We start from the raw sequence: 15,723 nt of genomic DNA, 5'->3' as shown, positions 1-15,723 counted from the left end.
TTTTTAAAGACCACTAGGCAAAAAGATATAGCGAAGAGCAGGAAATAGCTGCTAATTAAGTTTTAATTTTTCTTTGTTTTTAGTGGCCCAATTTGCTCTTAATTCGGATTCAGAAATTGGTTTTTTGGCTTCTTGTTTTACTAGTTTTCCTTCGTCGAAAGCACGTTGTAGATAGGTTTCTATGTAAAAATCTTCTGGAACTTCCATAGGATTATAGCTTTTCTTTAAATCGATGTTGAATAATTTGGCTGTGTTATTTGACCAAAATGCTTTCCAGCCGCTTTTATAATTTTTTATTAAATCGAAAGTAGTTTGTCCGGTTTGACGGTTGATTAGTTTAATTAAAATTTGTCCTTGTTTTCGGGATAATTTTTTCAGTTTTGGTTCAAACTCTTCGTTTAAATATTTTTCAACTAGTTTAAAGTATTTTCTTTTCTCTTTTTGAGATTTTAGTTTTGCCATTGTTGCATTAATTTGCATTAACTTTTCGGCAGTTAATTTTGCATACGGATATACAACACGCACTCTAAACTCTAACAATTTAATTTGTTCGCGTTCAGCTTTTGTTAGCTTTATGGTGTTCTCATCAGAAATAGTAACCTCTTCGATTATTATTTCTCGAATTGTGTCGGAATCTTTAATATATTCTATAGTGTCGGACACGCCCGAACCTTCTCCTTCTTGTGCAGAAAGTGATAAAAAATTTAAAAACAAAAGTGTTATAAAAATAGCACGTACCATATCTTGTATATTAAAGTGTAAAATTATAAATTTTATTAGCAAGTTAGATGCCAATTTTTTATTTTAGCAAAAAAAGTTTGAATTTTATGAAAAGTATTTTAAAAGATAGTTCGATTGCATTTTTAGAATCGTATTTAAATAACGCATCGCCAACAGGTTATGAAAGTGAAGGTCAGAAATTATGGATGAATTATTTAAAACCATACGTGGATACTTTTATTACTGATAATTATGGTACTGCAGTTGGGATTATCAATCCAGACGCTCCATTTAAAGTGGTAATTGAAGGACATAGTGATGAAATTTCGTGGTATGTGAATTATATTACTGATGACGGATTGATTTATGTAATAAGAAACGGAGGAAGTGATCATCAAACCGCGCCTTCAAAACGTGTGAATATTCATACTAAAAAAGGTATTGTACGTGGTGTTTTTGGATGGCCTGCTATTCATACAAGAATTGCTGGAAAAGAAGAAACGGCTAAAGTAGAAAATATTTTTATTGACTGCGGATGTAGCACCAAACAAGAAGTTGAAAATTTAGGTGTACATGTGGGATGTGTAATTACTTATCCTGATGGTTTTGAAATTTTAAATGGAAATAAATTTGTTTGTAGAGCCATTGATAATAGAATGGGTGGTTTTATGATAGCTGAAGTGGCGAGACTTTTAAAAGAAAACAAAAAAACACTACCATTTGGATTGTATGTAGTGAATGCTGTACAAGAAGAAATTGGCTTAAGAGGGGCAGAAATGATCACGCAAAGCATTAAGCCGAATATTGCCATCGTAACAGATGTAACACACGATACCTCTACACCGATGATTGATAAAAAGATTCAAGGTGATATTAAAATGGGAAAAGGTCCTGTAATTGCTTACGCTCCTGCTGTACAAAATAAGTTACGAGAATTAATAACTGATACGGCAGATGAAAAGAAAATTCCATTTCAGCGAAATGCTACATCTAGAGTAACTGGCACAGACACGGATGCTTTTGCATATAGTAATGGCGGTGTGCCAAGTGCGTTAATTTCATTACCTTTACGATATATGCACACTACAGTAGAAATGGTTCAGAAAGAAGATGTAGAAAATGTAATTAAATTGATTTACGAAACATTGTTAAAAATTGAAAATAATCACGATTTTTCTTATTTTAAATAACATTTTTTAGTCGTAATATGATGTTAGAAAATGAAGCAATAGCCAAGAAATGGTTTGAGGCATTTAACTCGCACAACCTTGATGATTTATTATATTTATATGACGAAGCAGCCACGCACTTTAGTCCAAAATTAAAGATAAGAAAACCAGAAACAAATGGTTTAATAAAAGGAAAAAGCGAATTAAGAATTTGGTGGAAAGATGCGTTTGACAGACTTCCTACTTTATATTATAAAGTGACTTCGCTAACATCCAACAATAACAGGGTGTTTATGGAATATGTTAGACAAGTTGAAGGCGAAGAAAATATGCTTGTTGCAGAAGTTTTAGAAATTGAGGCTGGTAAAATAGTTTTTTCTAGAGTGTATCACGGATAAATTAGCAAAAAAAATCCCGCCTTTTAGACGGGATTTTTTTTATTATTTTCCAAGCATTCCTGCTTTTAAATCGTCATCTGCAGGTTTATTTCCTAACCAAATTCCGAATAATGCTTTTTTGAAATCTAAACCGTCAATAGTTCCTTTTTTGGTTCCGTTTTTGTAAACTGAAACGCCTTCATTAGGAACATAAACTATAATAAAAACATCTTTTTTGCTGATTACATCTTTAAAAAAACCTTTGAATTTATCAATTTTTGCTTTTAAAGGTGCTGTTTTTTTACCTGTTGAATTCTCAAAGCCTTCATTGATTGCAGTAATCATTTTTTCAGAAGAAATTAATCCTGAAACGATGTTCAATTTAATTGCCATAGCTTCATTAGCTGCAGAAATTGCGTTACCATCTGTAGATTTTTTAGTAACGTACAATGAACCAACATACATGTCCATGAACATTTTTTCTCTTGTTCCGGCACCGTTTAAAGTAAGATTTTGCCCTTCTACAGAAAGTTTAGCATCAACTTTAACGTCGCCAATTGTTTTTTGTGCTGAAGCGAAAATCGCTGTTAAAGCAATAAATAATGTGAAAATTTGTTTTTTCATAATAGTTAATTTTAATTTTTGATGTCGCTAAGTTACACTTAATTTTTATTTCTTCCTACTAATTTATTCTTTTTTAGTAGTTTTCAATTGGAATATGAATGCATTTAATTCGAATCCTAATAAAATTAAAATGCAGTTTAACCATACGTAAAACATCATTACCAGAAGTGTTCCAATAGACCCATACAACTCGTTATATCTGGCAAATTTTTCTACATAGATTCCAAATAAATACGATGTTAAAACAAATAAAACGGTTGTCATTACAGAACCATAACTTATAAAAGAAATTTGTTTGGTCTCTTTTGTGCCAAATTTATACAGTGTAGATGTGATAATCAAAATCATAAGTATCACAAATAAATATCTTGTTGATTCAATTAATGGGATTTTAGAAATGTAGCCACTTTGTGATTCAATTTGATGAATTAATACGGCTACAAAAATTAATATCGCGACCGTTAACAATAATAAAAATGCAATTACTATTGATAGTGCAATCGCAATAAGATATTGACTAAAATAGCCTCGTTTTACGCTGATGTTTTTAGACATTTCAAATCCATCAAGCAAGGCATTAATACCATTTGACATTAAAAAAATAGATAATAAAAACCCAGAAGACAACAATCCTTTGTAGCTATTATTTAAAATATCTTTTAAAATAGTTTCAATGGCATCATACGTATTAGGAGGAACACTTTGCGATACAAATACTAAAAAATCGTTTTGAAAGTTATCTAAAGGAATAAACGGAATTAAGTTTAATAAAAATAAAGCAAACGGAAAAAGTGCCATAAAAAAACTAAAAGCAATAGCACTTGCTCGATGGGTAACTCCGCCTGAAATAATTCCAAAGAGATATAATTTTATTACATCATACAACGAAGTTCCTTTTAAACTTGGAAACTGAATTTTTTGAAGTAGTAAAATTACTTGTTTTATTATAGGTTTAGATTTTATGGTTTCTTTATTGATGTTCATAAATTGGTACGCATTTTGGTATACACGGATTAGAAAAATTCATTAAATCTGTGTTGATGATTTTGTAATTTATATTGCTTTTAAGCTCAAATCCATATTATGAACAGAATGCGTTAAAGCACCTGACGAAATATAATTTACGCCACATAAAGCGTAATCTCTAATTGTGTTTTCGTTAATATTTCCAGAAGATTCTGTTAAACATTGATTTCCGATAATGTGAACTGCTTTTTTCGTAGTTTCAAAATCGAAATTATCTAACAAAATTCGATACACACCACCCGCTTTTAGTATTTCTTCAACTTCTTTAATACTTCTTGCTTCTACGATAATTTTTAAATCTTTATTATGCTCTTTTAAATACTGTTTGGTTTTCGCAATTGAAGCAGTAATTCCGCCAGCAAAATCGTTATGATTGTCTTTTAGCATAATCATATCGTACAATGCAAATCGATGATTTTCACCACCTCCAATTTTTACTGCCCATTTTTCACAAGCTCTAAAATTAGGTGTTGTTTTTCGAGTATCTAAAATTTTCGCACCCGTTCCTTCAATTAATTTGACATAACTTTTGGTTTTTGTAGCAATAGCACTCATTCGTTGCATACTATTTAAAACCAAACGTTCCGCTTTTAGTATGGATTGAGAACTTCCGTGCACGTGAAAAACGATATCGCCAAATTTCACTTCAGTTCCATCTTTAATAAACGTTTCAACTTTAAGGTTTGCATCTACATAGTTGAATACCATTTTGGCAAATTCTACACCAGCTATGATTCCGTTATCTTTAACCAAAAGTTTAGCACTTCCTTGCGCTGAAGCAGGAATACAAGCTAATGAACTGTGATCACCATCGCCAACATCTTCTCTTATAGCATTGGAAATGATTAAATTTAATTCAGTTTGAAATTGTTGTTCTGTAATCATATTATTTAAACTATATCTGAAATGTTTAATTACAAATTTAAGCTATATTATGATATTTTGGAACACCTATTAAAGAAATAAATAAAATTTTTAATAATTTAAAATTGATAAATGAAATTGAAATTTGTTTATCATCTTTGTAACAAAATCGAAAACTTCACTACATATACTATATGATATCGGAAACGGAAGATAATTTTGTAAAACAACTCAAGGCAAATCAGAATATTGTCCACAAAATTTGTAGACTTTATACTTCTGATCAAGACGCGCATAATGATTTGTTTCAAGAAATTACCATTCAGTTATGGAAAGCGTTTCCGAAATTTAGGGGGGAATCGAAATTTACTACTTGGGCCTATCGTGTAGGACTAAATACAGCAATTACTTTATATCGTAAGAAGAAAAGAAGTATTGAAACTACACCTTTTGACTCAGAATTTCATCGTATCAAAACAGATGAATATAATTTTGAAGAAGAAGAACAATTAAAATTAATGTATAAAGCCATTGCGGAGTTAAATGACATAGACAAAGCTTTGATGTTTTTATATTTAGAAGACAAAGATTACACTGAAATATCAGAAACACTGGGGATTAGCGAAGTGAATGCACGTGTGAAAATGAACAGAATTAAAGGGAAACTTAAAAAAACATTAAATCCGTAACTTATGGATGAATTAGAATTATTAAAAAAAGATTGGAAGAAAAACGATGGGCAATTTAAACAAGTTTCTGAAAATGAAATTTACGGAATGTTGCACAAAAGTTCATCTTCTATTGTAAAATGGATTTTTATCATTAGTATTTTAGAAATTATAATCTTACGATTATTTGATTTATCAATGTTTTTCGATGGTAATTATATAAACAAATTAAAACAAATTCATATTTATAATAGTTTAGAATTTATTACAATTATAAATATAATTGTATCAGGTTGCTTTATTTTTTTATTTTACAAAAACATAAAACAAATAAGTTCTACTTCATCAGTAAGTGATTTGATGAAAGACATCATCAAAACAAGAAAAATTGTAAAATATTATGTTTGGTATAATTTAATAATTGCTGGAATAACAGGTGTAATAGTAATTTACTTTCAAAGTAAATATGATGCTAATTTGAGCGTATTACTTGAAAAATACGAATATTTATTTGTTATTAGTTGTGCTCTATTGGTAATGTTTTTAATATTTGTTTTCTACTTATTTTACAAATTGTTGTATGGTTTTCTGTTAAGAAGATTAAAACGAAATTATAATGAACTACAAAAAATAGAGTATTAAAAAAAGTCCTGATAAAATTTTATCAGGACTTTTTTTTAGTACTTCCATTGACGTTCTCTATCTAATTTAGAAGCTTCTTCTAAATCTTCCTGAGGAATTACTTTTAAAAACGAAGCGTGTTGTTCAATGGCATATTCTATTTGTTCAACGATTTTTTCGATTGAATCGTTTTCGTAGTCTATATCTAATGGCGGTTTAATTTCCATTGATTGCAAAATTCCTTTTTTCTTTACAAACAATCCTTTTCTATCGAATGATCTTCTAAACCCATCTATTACTATTGGTACAACAATTGGTTTATGTTGTTTTATAATATGTGCTGTTCCTTTTCGAACTGGTTTAAACGAACGAGTAGTTCCTTGCGGAAATGTAATTACCCAACCATCTTCTAATGCTATTTTAATATTTTCAGTATCATTCGGATTCACATCTCTTTGCACATCTTTACCTTCTGCACGCCAAGTTCGTTCTACAGTAATAGCACCAACGTAGGCTAAAATTCTTGGCAACAAACCCTCTTGCATTGTTTCTTTAGCTGCAACATAATAAATATTTAATTTCGGCTGCCACAAGTAAAATACATTTTTAATATTATCTTCACGTCCTTTTAAAGCTGCGTTAAATACGTGAAACATAGCGGTTACATCTGCAAAATAAGTTTGATGATTGGAAATAAAAAGCACGTTTCTATCTGGTAAATTTCGAATAATATCTGAGCCATCAATTTGTAAATTATTAAAACTTCTGTATCTACTATGAGTTAATGCACCAAAAATACGGATTAACCATTTTTTGATGAATAACATATGTCCAAACGGATTTCTTTTGAATAATCCCATACGAATTACGTTTTAAAAACGATGCAAATTTAGTAATTTTATACTACTTCGTTGCGTTTTTAATTAACTCTTTTAACTCACTGAGCATCATTGCGGTAGCGCCCCAAATTAAGAAATTTTCAACTTCAAAAGCAGGTACATCAATATTTACAGCATAAGAAGTAGTCATTTTCGTTTGTACGATAGTTTTATCATTAAGCAGTTGATGAATTGGGAATTCTAATACGCGTTGCACTTCATCGGGATTCGGAATAAATTGTAAATTTTCCTTTGAAAAACCTAAATATGGTGTAACTAAAAAATTACTTGGCGGAATATAAATCTCACTACATTGTCTAATAATTTCAACTTTATTCATTGGAATTCCTACTTCTTCTTCTGTTTCTCTTAGCGCTGTAATTGCTAAAGTTTCATCTTCAAATTCTTTCTTTCCGCCTGGAAAACTAATTTGGGAAGAATGCACTCCAGGATAGGTATTGCGTACAATTAATGCCAAATGTGCCATTTCATTTTTTGGGTAAACTAACATTAAAACTGCGGCATTTTTAGGTTCAATTTCAGAATAAGATTTGTCCTTAAGATAAGATATTCGTTCCAAAGGTGCCATTTTTATGTGCGCATCCGTGGCTAACAACTTTTCTTTCTTTAAATTTGCGATATTATTTACAAAGTGAGTGAATTCCATTTTTAGATTTCTAATTTATAAAGTTACAAAAAATAATTACAAAAATGTATAGTAAAGCTGACGCGCAATTAATAAAGAAAGAATTTTGGAGCACTTTTGGAAACGAATATCCGAGAAAATGGTTGTTGTATAACACTAAAATTAAAGACGTTACGTTTAAATTTAATGTGGATAATAAAAAAGCATATGTAATGCTGGATATTGAACCCAAAGATGAAACTAAACGAAAAATCTATTTTGAGAAAGTGGAATCGTTAAAAGAAATTTTGGTGAATGAATTTTTGCCAGATGTTATTTTTGATAGAGAGCATTATTTAGAAAGTGGGAAAATTATTAGTCGAATTTGGGTGGAATTATCTGATGTGAGTTTGAACCGAAAATCAGATTGGGAAACCATTTTTAATTTCTTTTATGATAAAATGGATGCTTTTGAACGTTTTTTCTATGAAAATGAAGATTATATTAAAGATTTGGAAGTGAATACTTAATTTGATATTAGATAAAAGATTTCGGATTTTTAGACAATAGACTGAAAAAAAAAGTCCTGATTTCTCAGGACTTTTTTACATAAACTAATTAAATATTAAAAACAATATTTATTTTCTGCGATGACTTTAGCAGCAATTTGCTCACGTAATTTCACTACGTTTGGCATATTTACATATTTTGTATAACGACGTAATCCCATTAACATCATACGTTGCTCGTCGCCTTCTGCGAAAGAAACAATTCCTTCTTTTCCTTTCTGAGTTACAATATCAACCGCATTATATAAGTACAATTGAGTCATAGCAAGTTGGTCACTTACTTTTTCAGCACCTAATTTTTTTGCCATTTTTTCAGTTCTCAAAACGGCACTTTCTGCCATATAAATTTCAATTAACATATCTGCTGCAGCCATTAAAAGTTGTTGATGCGCTTCTAATTCTGCTCCAAATTTTTGAACAGCTGCACCAGCCACCATTAAAAATGATTTTTTCAATTTAACAATCATTTCTTTTTCTTCAGCTAAAAATTCTGAATAATCTGGCACATCAAAAGATGGAATTCCCATTAATTCTTCGGCTACAGCCATAGCTGGACCAATTAAATCAACGTGACCTTTCATCGCTTTTTTAACCAACATTCCTACAGAAAGCATTCGATTAATTTCGTTTGTTCCTTCGTAGATACGTGCAATACGCGCATCTCTCCAAGCCGCTTCCATAGGCGCATCTTCTGAGAATCCCATTCCGCCAAAAATTTGAATACCTTCATCTGAACAATGTTGCACGTCTTCAGAAACGGCAACTTTTAATATGGAGCATTCGATAGCATATTCTTCAACCCCTTTTAATTCTGCTTCTTGATGCGAATTTCCTTCTGTTTCACGCGCTTCAATTCTGTTTTGAATATCGCCTGCAGCTCTATAAGTAGCACTTTCATCTACATAACAATTGGTAACCATTTCTGCAATTTTAGCTTGAATGGCTCCGAAAGTCGAAATTGGCGTATTAAACTGAACTCGTTCATTAGCGTATTTTACAGCTGTTGAAATCACTCTTCGTTGCGCATCTAAACAAGCAGCTGCTAATTTGATACGACCCACGTTTAATGAATTCATTGCAATTTTGAATCCTTCACCTCTTCCAGCCAACATATTTTCAACTGGAACTTTTGTTTCGTTAAAGAACACTTGACGTGTTGAACTTGCGCGAATACCTAATTTATGTTCTTCTTCACCTAAAGTGATTCCGTTTGTATTTTCTCTATCGTATTCTACAATAAAACCTGTAATGTTTTTATCATTTTCGATACGAGCAAAAACAATCATTACATTACAAAATCCTGCATTTGAAATCCACATTTTTTGTCCTGAGATTAAATAATGTGTTCCATCAGCAGATAAAACCGCTTTAGTTTTTCCAGAATTTGCATCCGAACCGGCACCTGGTTCAGTTAAACAATATGAACCAAACCATTCGCCAGAAGCTAATTTTGGTACATATTTTTGTTTTTGTTCTTCAGTTCCATACAAAGTAATTGGCATTGTTCCAATTCCTGTATGAGCACCAAAAGCGGTTGAAAACGAACCTGTTGCACCAGAAATATAATCACAGACTAAGGCTGTATTTACAAATCCCATACCTAATCCTCCATATGCTTCTGGAACTGCAACTCCTAAAAATCCTAATGCTCCCGCATTTCGCATACATTGTTCGGTATATGCGTAATCTTTTTTCTCAAATTTATCTTTATGTGCCCAAAGTTCTTTATCTACGAATTCTTTTACAGAATCGCGCATCATAATTTGTTCTTCATTAAAATCTTCAGGTGTGAAAACATTTTCGCACTTTGTTTCTTTTACTAAAAACTGACCACCTCTTGTTATGTCTTCCATTTTATATTATTTTAAAGTTTTTATTTTGGAACACAGATTGAAGAAATTAATAAAAATTTCTAAATCAGTGTTCCTCTAATTATTTTACATCAATTCGAAAATCCCGGCTGTTCCTTGTCCTGTTCCTACACACATAGAAACAATTCCGTATTTAGCTTTTCTTAGTTTCATTTCTTCAAATAATTGTACCGATAATTTTGCACCTGTACAACCAAGTGGATGACCTAAAGCAATTGCTCCTCCATTTACATTAATAATATCGGGATTTAAGGCTAATTCACGAGTTACGGCTAAAGCCTGAGAAGCGAAGGCTTCATTCAATTCAATTAAATCAATATCCTTTAATGTTAAACCAGCTTGTGATAACGCTTTTGGGATGGCTTTTACCGGTCCAATTCCCATAATTCTTGGTTCTACACCTGCAGAAGCAAAGTTGACTAATCGAGCAATCGGTTCTAAATTTAATTCTTTCACCATTTCTTCGCTCATTACTAGAACAAAAGCAGCACCATCACTCATTTGAGATGAATTTCCTGCAGTAACAGAACCGTCAGCTGCAAAAACTGGTTTTAAATTAGCTAATGCTTCAACAGAAGTTCCTAATCTCGGACCTTCATCTTTTGAAACGATATACGATTTGGTTTCTTTTTTACCTTTTTCGTTTACAAATGTTTGTTCAATAGTAATAGGAACAATTTGACTATCGAATTTACCTTCAGCTTGCGCTTTTAAAGCTTTCATATGTGATTCATAAGCAAATTTATCCTGATCTTCTCTTGAAATGTTGAATTGTTTCGCAACTGCTTCAGCTGTTAAACCCATTCCCCAATAATAGTCTTCGTTTCCTGCTGCGGCTACTTTATAATCTGGAGTTGGTTTGTAGCCACCCATTGGAATATAACTCATACTTTCCGCTCCACCAGCAATGATACAATGTGCCATTCCTGATTGAATTTTAGCAGTAGCCATTCCGATGGTTTCTAATCCAGAAGCGCAATATCTGTTGACAGTCACACCAGGAACATCTGTTACTTTTAATCCCATTAAGGAAATTAATCGTCCCACATTTAAACCTTGTTCTGCTTCTGGCATAGCGTTTCCAACCATAACATCATCAATTCTTGTTTTATCGAAATTTGGCAATTGCGCCATCATGTGTTCGATAGTTTCTGCCGCTAATTCGTCAGGTCTTTTAAATCTAAAAAGTCCTTTTGGAGCTTTTCCTACTGCAGTTCTGTATGCGGATACTATATATGCTGTTTTCATATTTTATATTTTTAGTATATTGTATTGTTGTATATTGTATACTGTTACTTTGAGTCGATTGTATTTTGTAATTTGATTATCATATTCTGAATATGTTGAATTTCTGATTCTATATTTTTAAAATCATCTTCACTAATAAAATTTAGATTCTTACAAATAATTAATTGTGTTTCAAATTCGAAAGATGAACCTAAAGAAATACCTAAAAAATTACTAAAGTCTTTATTAGTTTTTCTTCCACAACCTTCAGCTATATTTGAAGGAATTGAAACTGCACATCTTCTAATTTGCGAAGTCAACCCATAAATTTCTTCTTTTGGAAAATTTTGAGTTTTTAAATACGTTTCAGTAACTAATTCAATAGCTTTTTGCCAAACTTTTAATTCTTTAAAATAATTCATTTCTAAATTTTAATTTCATTATACATTATACAATTTACAGTTTACAATAATCAATAATTAATTTCTCAACGGTTTCCCCTTTGTTAACATAAACTGAATGCGTTCTAATGTTTTTCTTTCCGCACAAAGCGACAAGAAAACTTCACGTTCTAAATCCAATAAATACTGTTCCGAAACTAAATTTGGTTCAGATAAATCACCACCTGCCATAACATAAGCCAATTTATTTGCTATTTTTTGATCGTGCTCTGAAATGAATTGTCCCGCAACCATTTGATCAGTTCCTACTAAAAACATTCCTAATGCTTGTTTACCTAAAACCTTAATATCATTTCTTCTTACCGGTTGCGTATACCCTTGATTTGCCATTTGAAGAGCGACTTGTTTCGCCGTAGCAATTTGTCTATCTTTATTTACAACAACAATATCCCTTCCTTTTTGAAGTACGCCAATATCGAAAGCTTCATAGGCAGATGTTGCGACTTTCGCCATTCCAACAGTTAAGAAATACTCTTGTAAAACATTTAATTCCACATCATTTTTTCTAAACAAATCGGATGCACGAAGCGCCATTTCTTTAGAACCACCACCACCAGGAATTACTCCAACACCGAATTCTACTAATCCAATATACGTTTCAGCAACAGCAACAGCTCTATCTGAGTGCATAGTTAATTCGCAACCACCACCAAGTGTCATACCGTGTGGTGCAGCAATAACTGGAATAGAAGAATAACGACAACGCATCATCGTGTCTTGAAACATTTTAATCGCCATATTTAATTCATCATATTCTTGCTCAACAGCCAACATAAAAATCATAGCTAAATTTGCACCGACAGAAAAATTCGTTCCTTGATTTCCAATTACTAATCCTTCATAGCCTTTTTCAGCCATATCAATAGCTTTGTTGATACCTTGTAAAACACCAACACCAATAGAATTCATTTTGGAAGTAAATTCTAAATTGATAATTCCATCACCTAAATCGGTAATAATACTTTCACTATTGTTCCAAACTTTTTTGCTTTCGCGAATATTGTTTAAAATAATAAAAGCATCTTGTCCTGGAATTTTTTCTGTTTGTTTTTTCTCTATATTATAGAAATAAGTTGCTCCTTCTTTAATTGAATAGAAAGTCGTATTTCCAGAAGCTAGCATATCAGTTACCCAACTTGCAGGTTGATAGCCTTCTGCTTGCATTAATTCTATTCCTTTTTGAACACCTATAGCATCCCAAATTTCAAACGGTCCGTTTTCCCAACCAAAACCAGCTTTCATCGCATCGTCAATTTTATAAAAAGCATCTGTGATTTCTGGAATTCTGTTCGAACAATACGTGAACATTGAAGCGAAATTTTTACGATAAAATTCTCCCGCTTTATCTTTTCCTGTGATTAATACTTTAAATCTATCAATCGGTTTATCGATAGTTTTTGTTAATTCTAAAGTTGCGAATGATGCTTTTTTAGCGGCACGATATTCTAATGTATTTAAATCTAAAGATAGAATTTCTTTCCCTTCTTTTTTATAGAATCCTTGATTGGTTTTGCTTCCCAACCATTTATTTTCCATCATTTTATTGATGAATTCTGGCAATTTGAATAAGTCTAAAACTTCGTCTGTCTTACAATTTTCGTAAATTCCGTTCGCCACGTGAACTAAAGTATCTAAACCAACCACATCAACAGTTCGGAAAGTTGCCGATTTAGGTCGACCAATAACTGGACCCGTTAATTTATCCACTTCTTCAATTGTTAAGCCCATTTCTTTCACTTGATGAAACAAGCTCATTATTCCAAAGATTCCGATTCTGTTTCCAATAAAAGCTGGAGTGTCTTTAGCAACTACAGAAGTTTTACCTAAGAATTTTTCTCCGTAACCATTTAAGAAATCTAATACTTCTGTTGAAGTTTGAGGTCCAGGAATAATTTCGAATAATTTTAAGTAACGTGCTGGATTAAAAAAGTGCGTTCCACAGAAGTGTTTTTGAAAGTCTTCACTTCTACCATCACTCATAAAGTGAATTGGGATTCCAGATGTGTTTGAAGTAATTAACGTTCCTGGTTTACGGAATTTTTCAATTTGTTCAAAAACAGATTTCTTTATGTCCAAACGTTCTACAACCACTTCAATAATCCAATCACAAGAAGCAATTTTATCCATATCATCAGTTGTATTTCCAGTAGTAATTCTGCTAGCAAAACTTTGATGATAAATAGGCGATGGTTTCGACTTTAAAGCCGTTGCTAAATGGTCGTTAACCAATCTGTTTCTTACTAACTTACTCTCAAGAGTCAACCCTTTTTTGATTTCTGATTCAGTTAATACTCTTGGAACAATATCAAGTAGAAGAACTTCTACTCCAATATTTGCAAAATGGCAAGCTATTCCACTTCCCATAATTCCAGAACCAATAACAGCAACTTTTTTAATATTACGTTTCATTTATATATGTTTTATTTTGGAGACTTTTATATTTTTAAAATATATAAATTATTTTAGTTTGATATTTTTATCAAATATTTCTTTTTCAAGAATTTGTTCATTTATGATTTCAGCAACTTGCATAAAGTTTTGAAGCTGTTCTTCGGTGATTTTAGATTTAATCACTTCATTAAATTGAAGTACCGTTTGTTTTGACAACTCTCTTTTTTGCTTTCCTTTTTCGGTTAAAAAAATTAGAACTCCTCTCCCATCTGCAGGATTTTTTTTTCGTTCAATCAAACCTCTTTGCTCCATGGATTTTAAAGTTCTAGTTAAACTTGTAGCTTCCATACCCATTCTTGGTGCCAAAGCAGTTGAAGGAATTCCTTTATCTTTATCAATGCTTAACAAAGCAAAACCGGTAGCCATTGTAGCGCCATACTTTGCTGCTTCTTCATTATACATTTTAGAAACCGTTTGCCAGGTAACCCTTAAAATATAATCAATTGTTTTATCTTGCATAAAATATTTTTTTCAAATATAAAAAAAAATACTATGCACGCATAGTATTTGTGTAAAAATTTTCATTTTTAATAATCACTTATGTAAATTTACAAATAAAAAGAAATGAAAAATCTTTTTTGATACTAATAAATTGTTAAATCTTACTTGTTCGAATAGGGCTTTAATTAATAGTAATAGGAACTAATTATTTAAGTTGAATTGAGCACCAAATTGGAATATGATCAGATATCTTTCTCGCTTCCTTAACAGACTTAAATAAAGTATAAAAAGGCACAATTCCACTTTTTAAAACTTTAACTTTATTTACTTTGTAGAAAATATTATCATACTCAGAAGCTAAACAATCATTATTAATACATTTCTGACGTAAACTTGTCTTTTGATTTTGAAAAACACTAAAGAAACCAATTTTTTTTATTGGAAAAAATACAGAATGGCTTTGCGGACAGTTAAAATCACCCATAAAAACTAAATTAAGTTTTGGGTATAAATAAGGAAAAAATTTAAAATACTTAATTTCACTGGCGGGGTTTTTCTTTTTTGGAACAGCGTGAAATGATACGATTGTAAATGATTTCCCCTTATATTGAAAGGTACCCATATAAGGTTCTCTATCAATTTCTTTTTGATAGTTTTGATCAAGCCAACAATTACCAGTTTTTTTTACTATTGAAGGTTTCCAAATAAAAGCATAACGCTCGCGACTTGCTGGATTAGAACTCGTAGTAGGATTACTTATTACATAGTCCCATTTTGCACCTTTCCTATTTAATATAGAAACTAATCTACTAACAGCTAATGAACCACCATAACCAGCAACAACTTCCTGAATAGCTATTATATCATGTGATTTAATGGAATTAGCCATTATGTTCAATTCACTATCAGATTTTGATTTACCTAAGTTCATAATATTCCAACTACAAACCGAAACTTGAGAAAACGAAACACAAGTAACAAATAAAAAGTAAAAAAGATATTTTAATGATGACATATTCAGATATTTAATTGAACACTAAATATAAAAAAAAAGTCAACATAAATCACAATTCTTATTTTATTTTGTGCGTTCCCTTTCAGGTCGTGTGTTCCGTTATATCTTTTTTGGTG

17 protein-coding genes are annotated in these 15,723 nt (G+C 31.3%); 5 read left to right on the top strand and 12 right to left on the bottom strand.

Going from position 1 to position 15,723, the window contains the following annotated elements; translation table 11 throughout:
* Positions 1–51 precede the first annotated feature (51 nt).
* The gene (locus ABWP78_RS09390) at positions 52–741 is read right to left on the bottom strand and encodes a DUF4294 domain-containing protein (protein ID WP_353170876.1); all 690 of its coding nucleotides are present in this window, start codon (positions 739–741) and stop codon (positions 52–54) included.
* An 86-nt stretch (positions 742–827) separates the two neighbouring features.
* On the opposite strand from ABWP78_RS09390, the gene ABWP78_RS09385 reads away from it, so the two are divergent.
* On the top strand, positions 828–1,910 hold the full coding sequence (locus ABWP78_RS09385; RefSeq protein ID WP_353170873.1) for a M42 family metallopeptidase: 1,083 nt from the start codon (positions 828–830) through the stop codon (positions 1,908–1,910).
* Between the two features lie 17 nt (positions 1,911–1,927).
* Complete coding sequence (locus tag ABWP78_RS09380) at positions 1,928–2,287, top strand: nuclear transport factor 2 family protein (RefSeq protein WP_353170870.1); 360 nt, start codon at positions 1,928–1,930, stop codon at positions 2,285–2,287.
* Between the two features lie 42 nt (positions 2,288–2,329).
* Here ABWP78_RS09380 and ABWP78_RS09375 read toward each other — a convergent pair whose 3' ends face one another.
* The 3 genes from ABWP78_RS09375 to nadC all read right to left on the bottom strand — a co-directional run bounded on the left by ABWP78_RS09375 (position 2,330) and on the right by nadC (position 4,801).
* Entirely contained in the window at positions 2,330–2,890 is a 561-nt protein-coding gene (locus ABWP78_RS09375; protein ID WP_353170867.1) for a chalcone isomerase family protein, read from the bottom strand.
* 63 nt (positions 2,891–2,953) lie between these two features.
* A complete protein-coding gene (locus tag ABWP78_RS09370) occupies positions 2,954–3,874 on the bottom strand; it encodes a YihY/virulence factor BrkB family protein (protein ID WP_353170864.1) in 921 nt (306 codons plus the stop codon).
* A gap of 69 nt (positions 3,875–3,943) precedes the next feature.
* A complete protein-coding gene (gene nadC, locus ABWP78_RS09365; RefSeq protein ID WP_353170862.1) occupies positions 3,944–4,801 on the bottom strand; it encodes a carboxylating nicotinate-nucleotide diphosphorylase in 858 nt (285 codons plus the stop codon).
* A 173-nt stretch (positions 4,802–4,974) separates the two neighbouring features.
* On the opposite strand from nadC, the gene ABWP78_RS09360 reads away from it, so the two are divergent.
* Both ABWP78_RS09360 and ABWP78_RS09355 read left to right on the top strand, forming a co-directional pair.
* Positions 4,975–5,469 carry an RNA polymerase sigma factor gene (locus ABWP78_RS09360; RefSeq protein ID WP_353170860.1) on the top strand — a complete coding sequence of 165 codons (495 nt, stop codon included), beginning with the start codon at positions 4,975–4,977 and terminating at the stop codon, positions 5,467–5,469.
* Between the two features lie 3 nt (positions 5,470–5,472).
* On the top strand, positions 5,473–6,090 hold the full coding sequence (locus ABWP78_RS09355; RefSeq protein ID WP_353170857.1) for a DUF8845 family protein: 618 nt from the start codon (positions 5,473–5,475) through the stop codon (positions 6,088–6,090).
* Positions 6,091–6,125: 35 nt separating this feature from the next.
* On the opposite strand, the gene ABWP78_RS09350 is transcribed toward ABWP78_RS09355, so the two are convergent.
* Positions 6,126–6,929, bottom strand: coding sequence for a lysophospholipid acyltransferase family protein (locus ABWP78_RS09350; protein WP_353170855.1), 804 nt, complete (start codon positions 6,927–6,929; stop codon positions 6,126–6,128).
* Positions 6,930–6,972: 43 nt separating this feature from the next.
* Entirely contained in the window at positions 6,973–7,614 is a 642-nt protein-coding gene (locus ABWP78_RS09345) for an NUDIX hydrolase (RefSeq protein ID WP_353170852.1), read from the bottom strand.
* A 44-nt stretch (positions 7,615–7,658) separates the two neighbouring features.
* Here ABWP78_RS09345 and ABWP78_RS09340 point away from each other — a divergent pair, with 44 nt between their 5' ends.
* Positions 7,659–8,102, top strand: coding sequence for a DUF4268 domain-containing protein (locus ABWP78_RS09340; RefSeq protein WP_353170849.1), 444 nt, complete (start codon positions 7,659–7,661; stop codon positions 8,100–8,102).
* 95 nt (positions 8,103–8,197) lie between these two features.
* On the opposite strand, the gene ABWP78_RS09335 is transcribed toward ABWP78_RS09340, so the two are convergent.
* The 6 genes from ABWP78_RS09335 to ABWP78_RS09310 form a co-directional block, all read right to left on the bottom strand.
* Entirely contained in the window at positions 8,198–9,994 is a 1,797-nt protein-coding gene (locus ABWP78_RS09335; protein WP_353170846.1) for an acyl-CoA dehydrogenase FadE, read from the bottom strand.
* Positions 9,995–10,078: 84 nt separating this feature from the next.
* A complete protein-coding gene (locus tag ABWP78_RS09330; RefSeq protein ID WP_353170843.1) occupies positions 10,079–11,260 on the bottom strand; it encodes a thiolase family protein in 1,182 nt (393 codons plus the stop codon).
* Between the two features lie 44 nt (positions 11,261–11,304).
* Positions 11,305–11,661 (bottom strand): four helix bundle protein, encoded by a 357-nt coding sequence (locus tag ABWP78_RS09325; protein ID WP_353170841.1) that lies wholly within the window; start codon positions 11,659–11,661, stop codon positions 11,305–11,307.
* A gap of 57 nt (positions 11,662–11,718) precedes the next feature.
* Positions 11,719–14,109 carry a 3-hydroxyacyl-CoA dehydrogenase/enoyl-CoA hydratase family protein gene (locus ABWP78_RS09320; protein WP_353170839.1) on the bottom strand — a complete coding sequence of 797 codons (2,391 nt, stop codon included), beginning with the start codon at positions 14,107–14,109 and terminating at the stop codon, positions 11,719–11,721.
* Positions 14,110–14,157: 48 nt separating this feature from the next.
* Positions 14,158–14,610 (bottom strand): MarR family winged helix-turn-helix transcriptional regulator, encoded by a 453-nt coding sequence (locus ABWP78_RS09315; RefSeq protein ID WP_353170836.1) that lies wholly within the window; start codon positions 14,608–14,610, stop codon positions 14,158–14,160.
* Between the two features lie 187 nt (positions 14,611–14,797).
* Positions 14,798–15,607, bottom strand: coding sequence for an endonuclease/exonuclease/phosphatase family protein (locus ABWP78_RS09310; RefSeq protein WP_353170832.1), 810 nt, complete (start codon positions 15,605–15,607; stop codon positions 14,798–14,800).
* Positions 15,608–15,723 lie beyond the last annotated feature (116 nt).

This window comes from Flavobacterium sp. (assembly GCF_040402955.1).
Lineage (GTDB): Bacteria > Bacteroidota > Bacteroidia > Flavobacteriales > Flavobacteriaceae > Flavobacterium.
The sequence above is the reverse complement of the archived record's forward strand: the minus strand, read 5'-3'. Positions and strand labels throughout refer to the sequence as shown.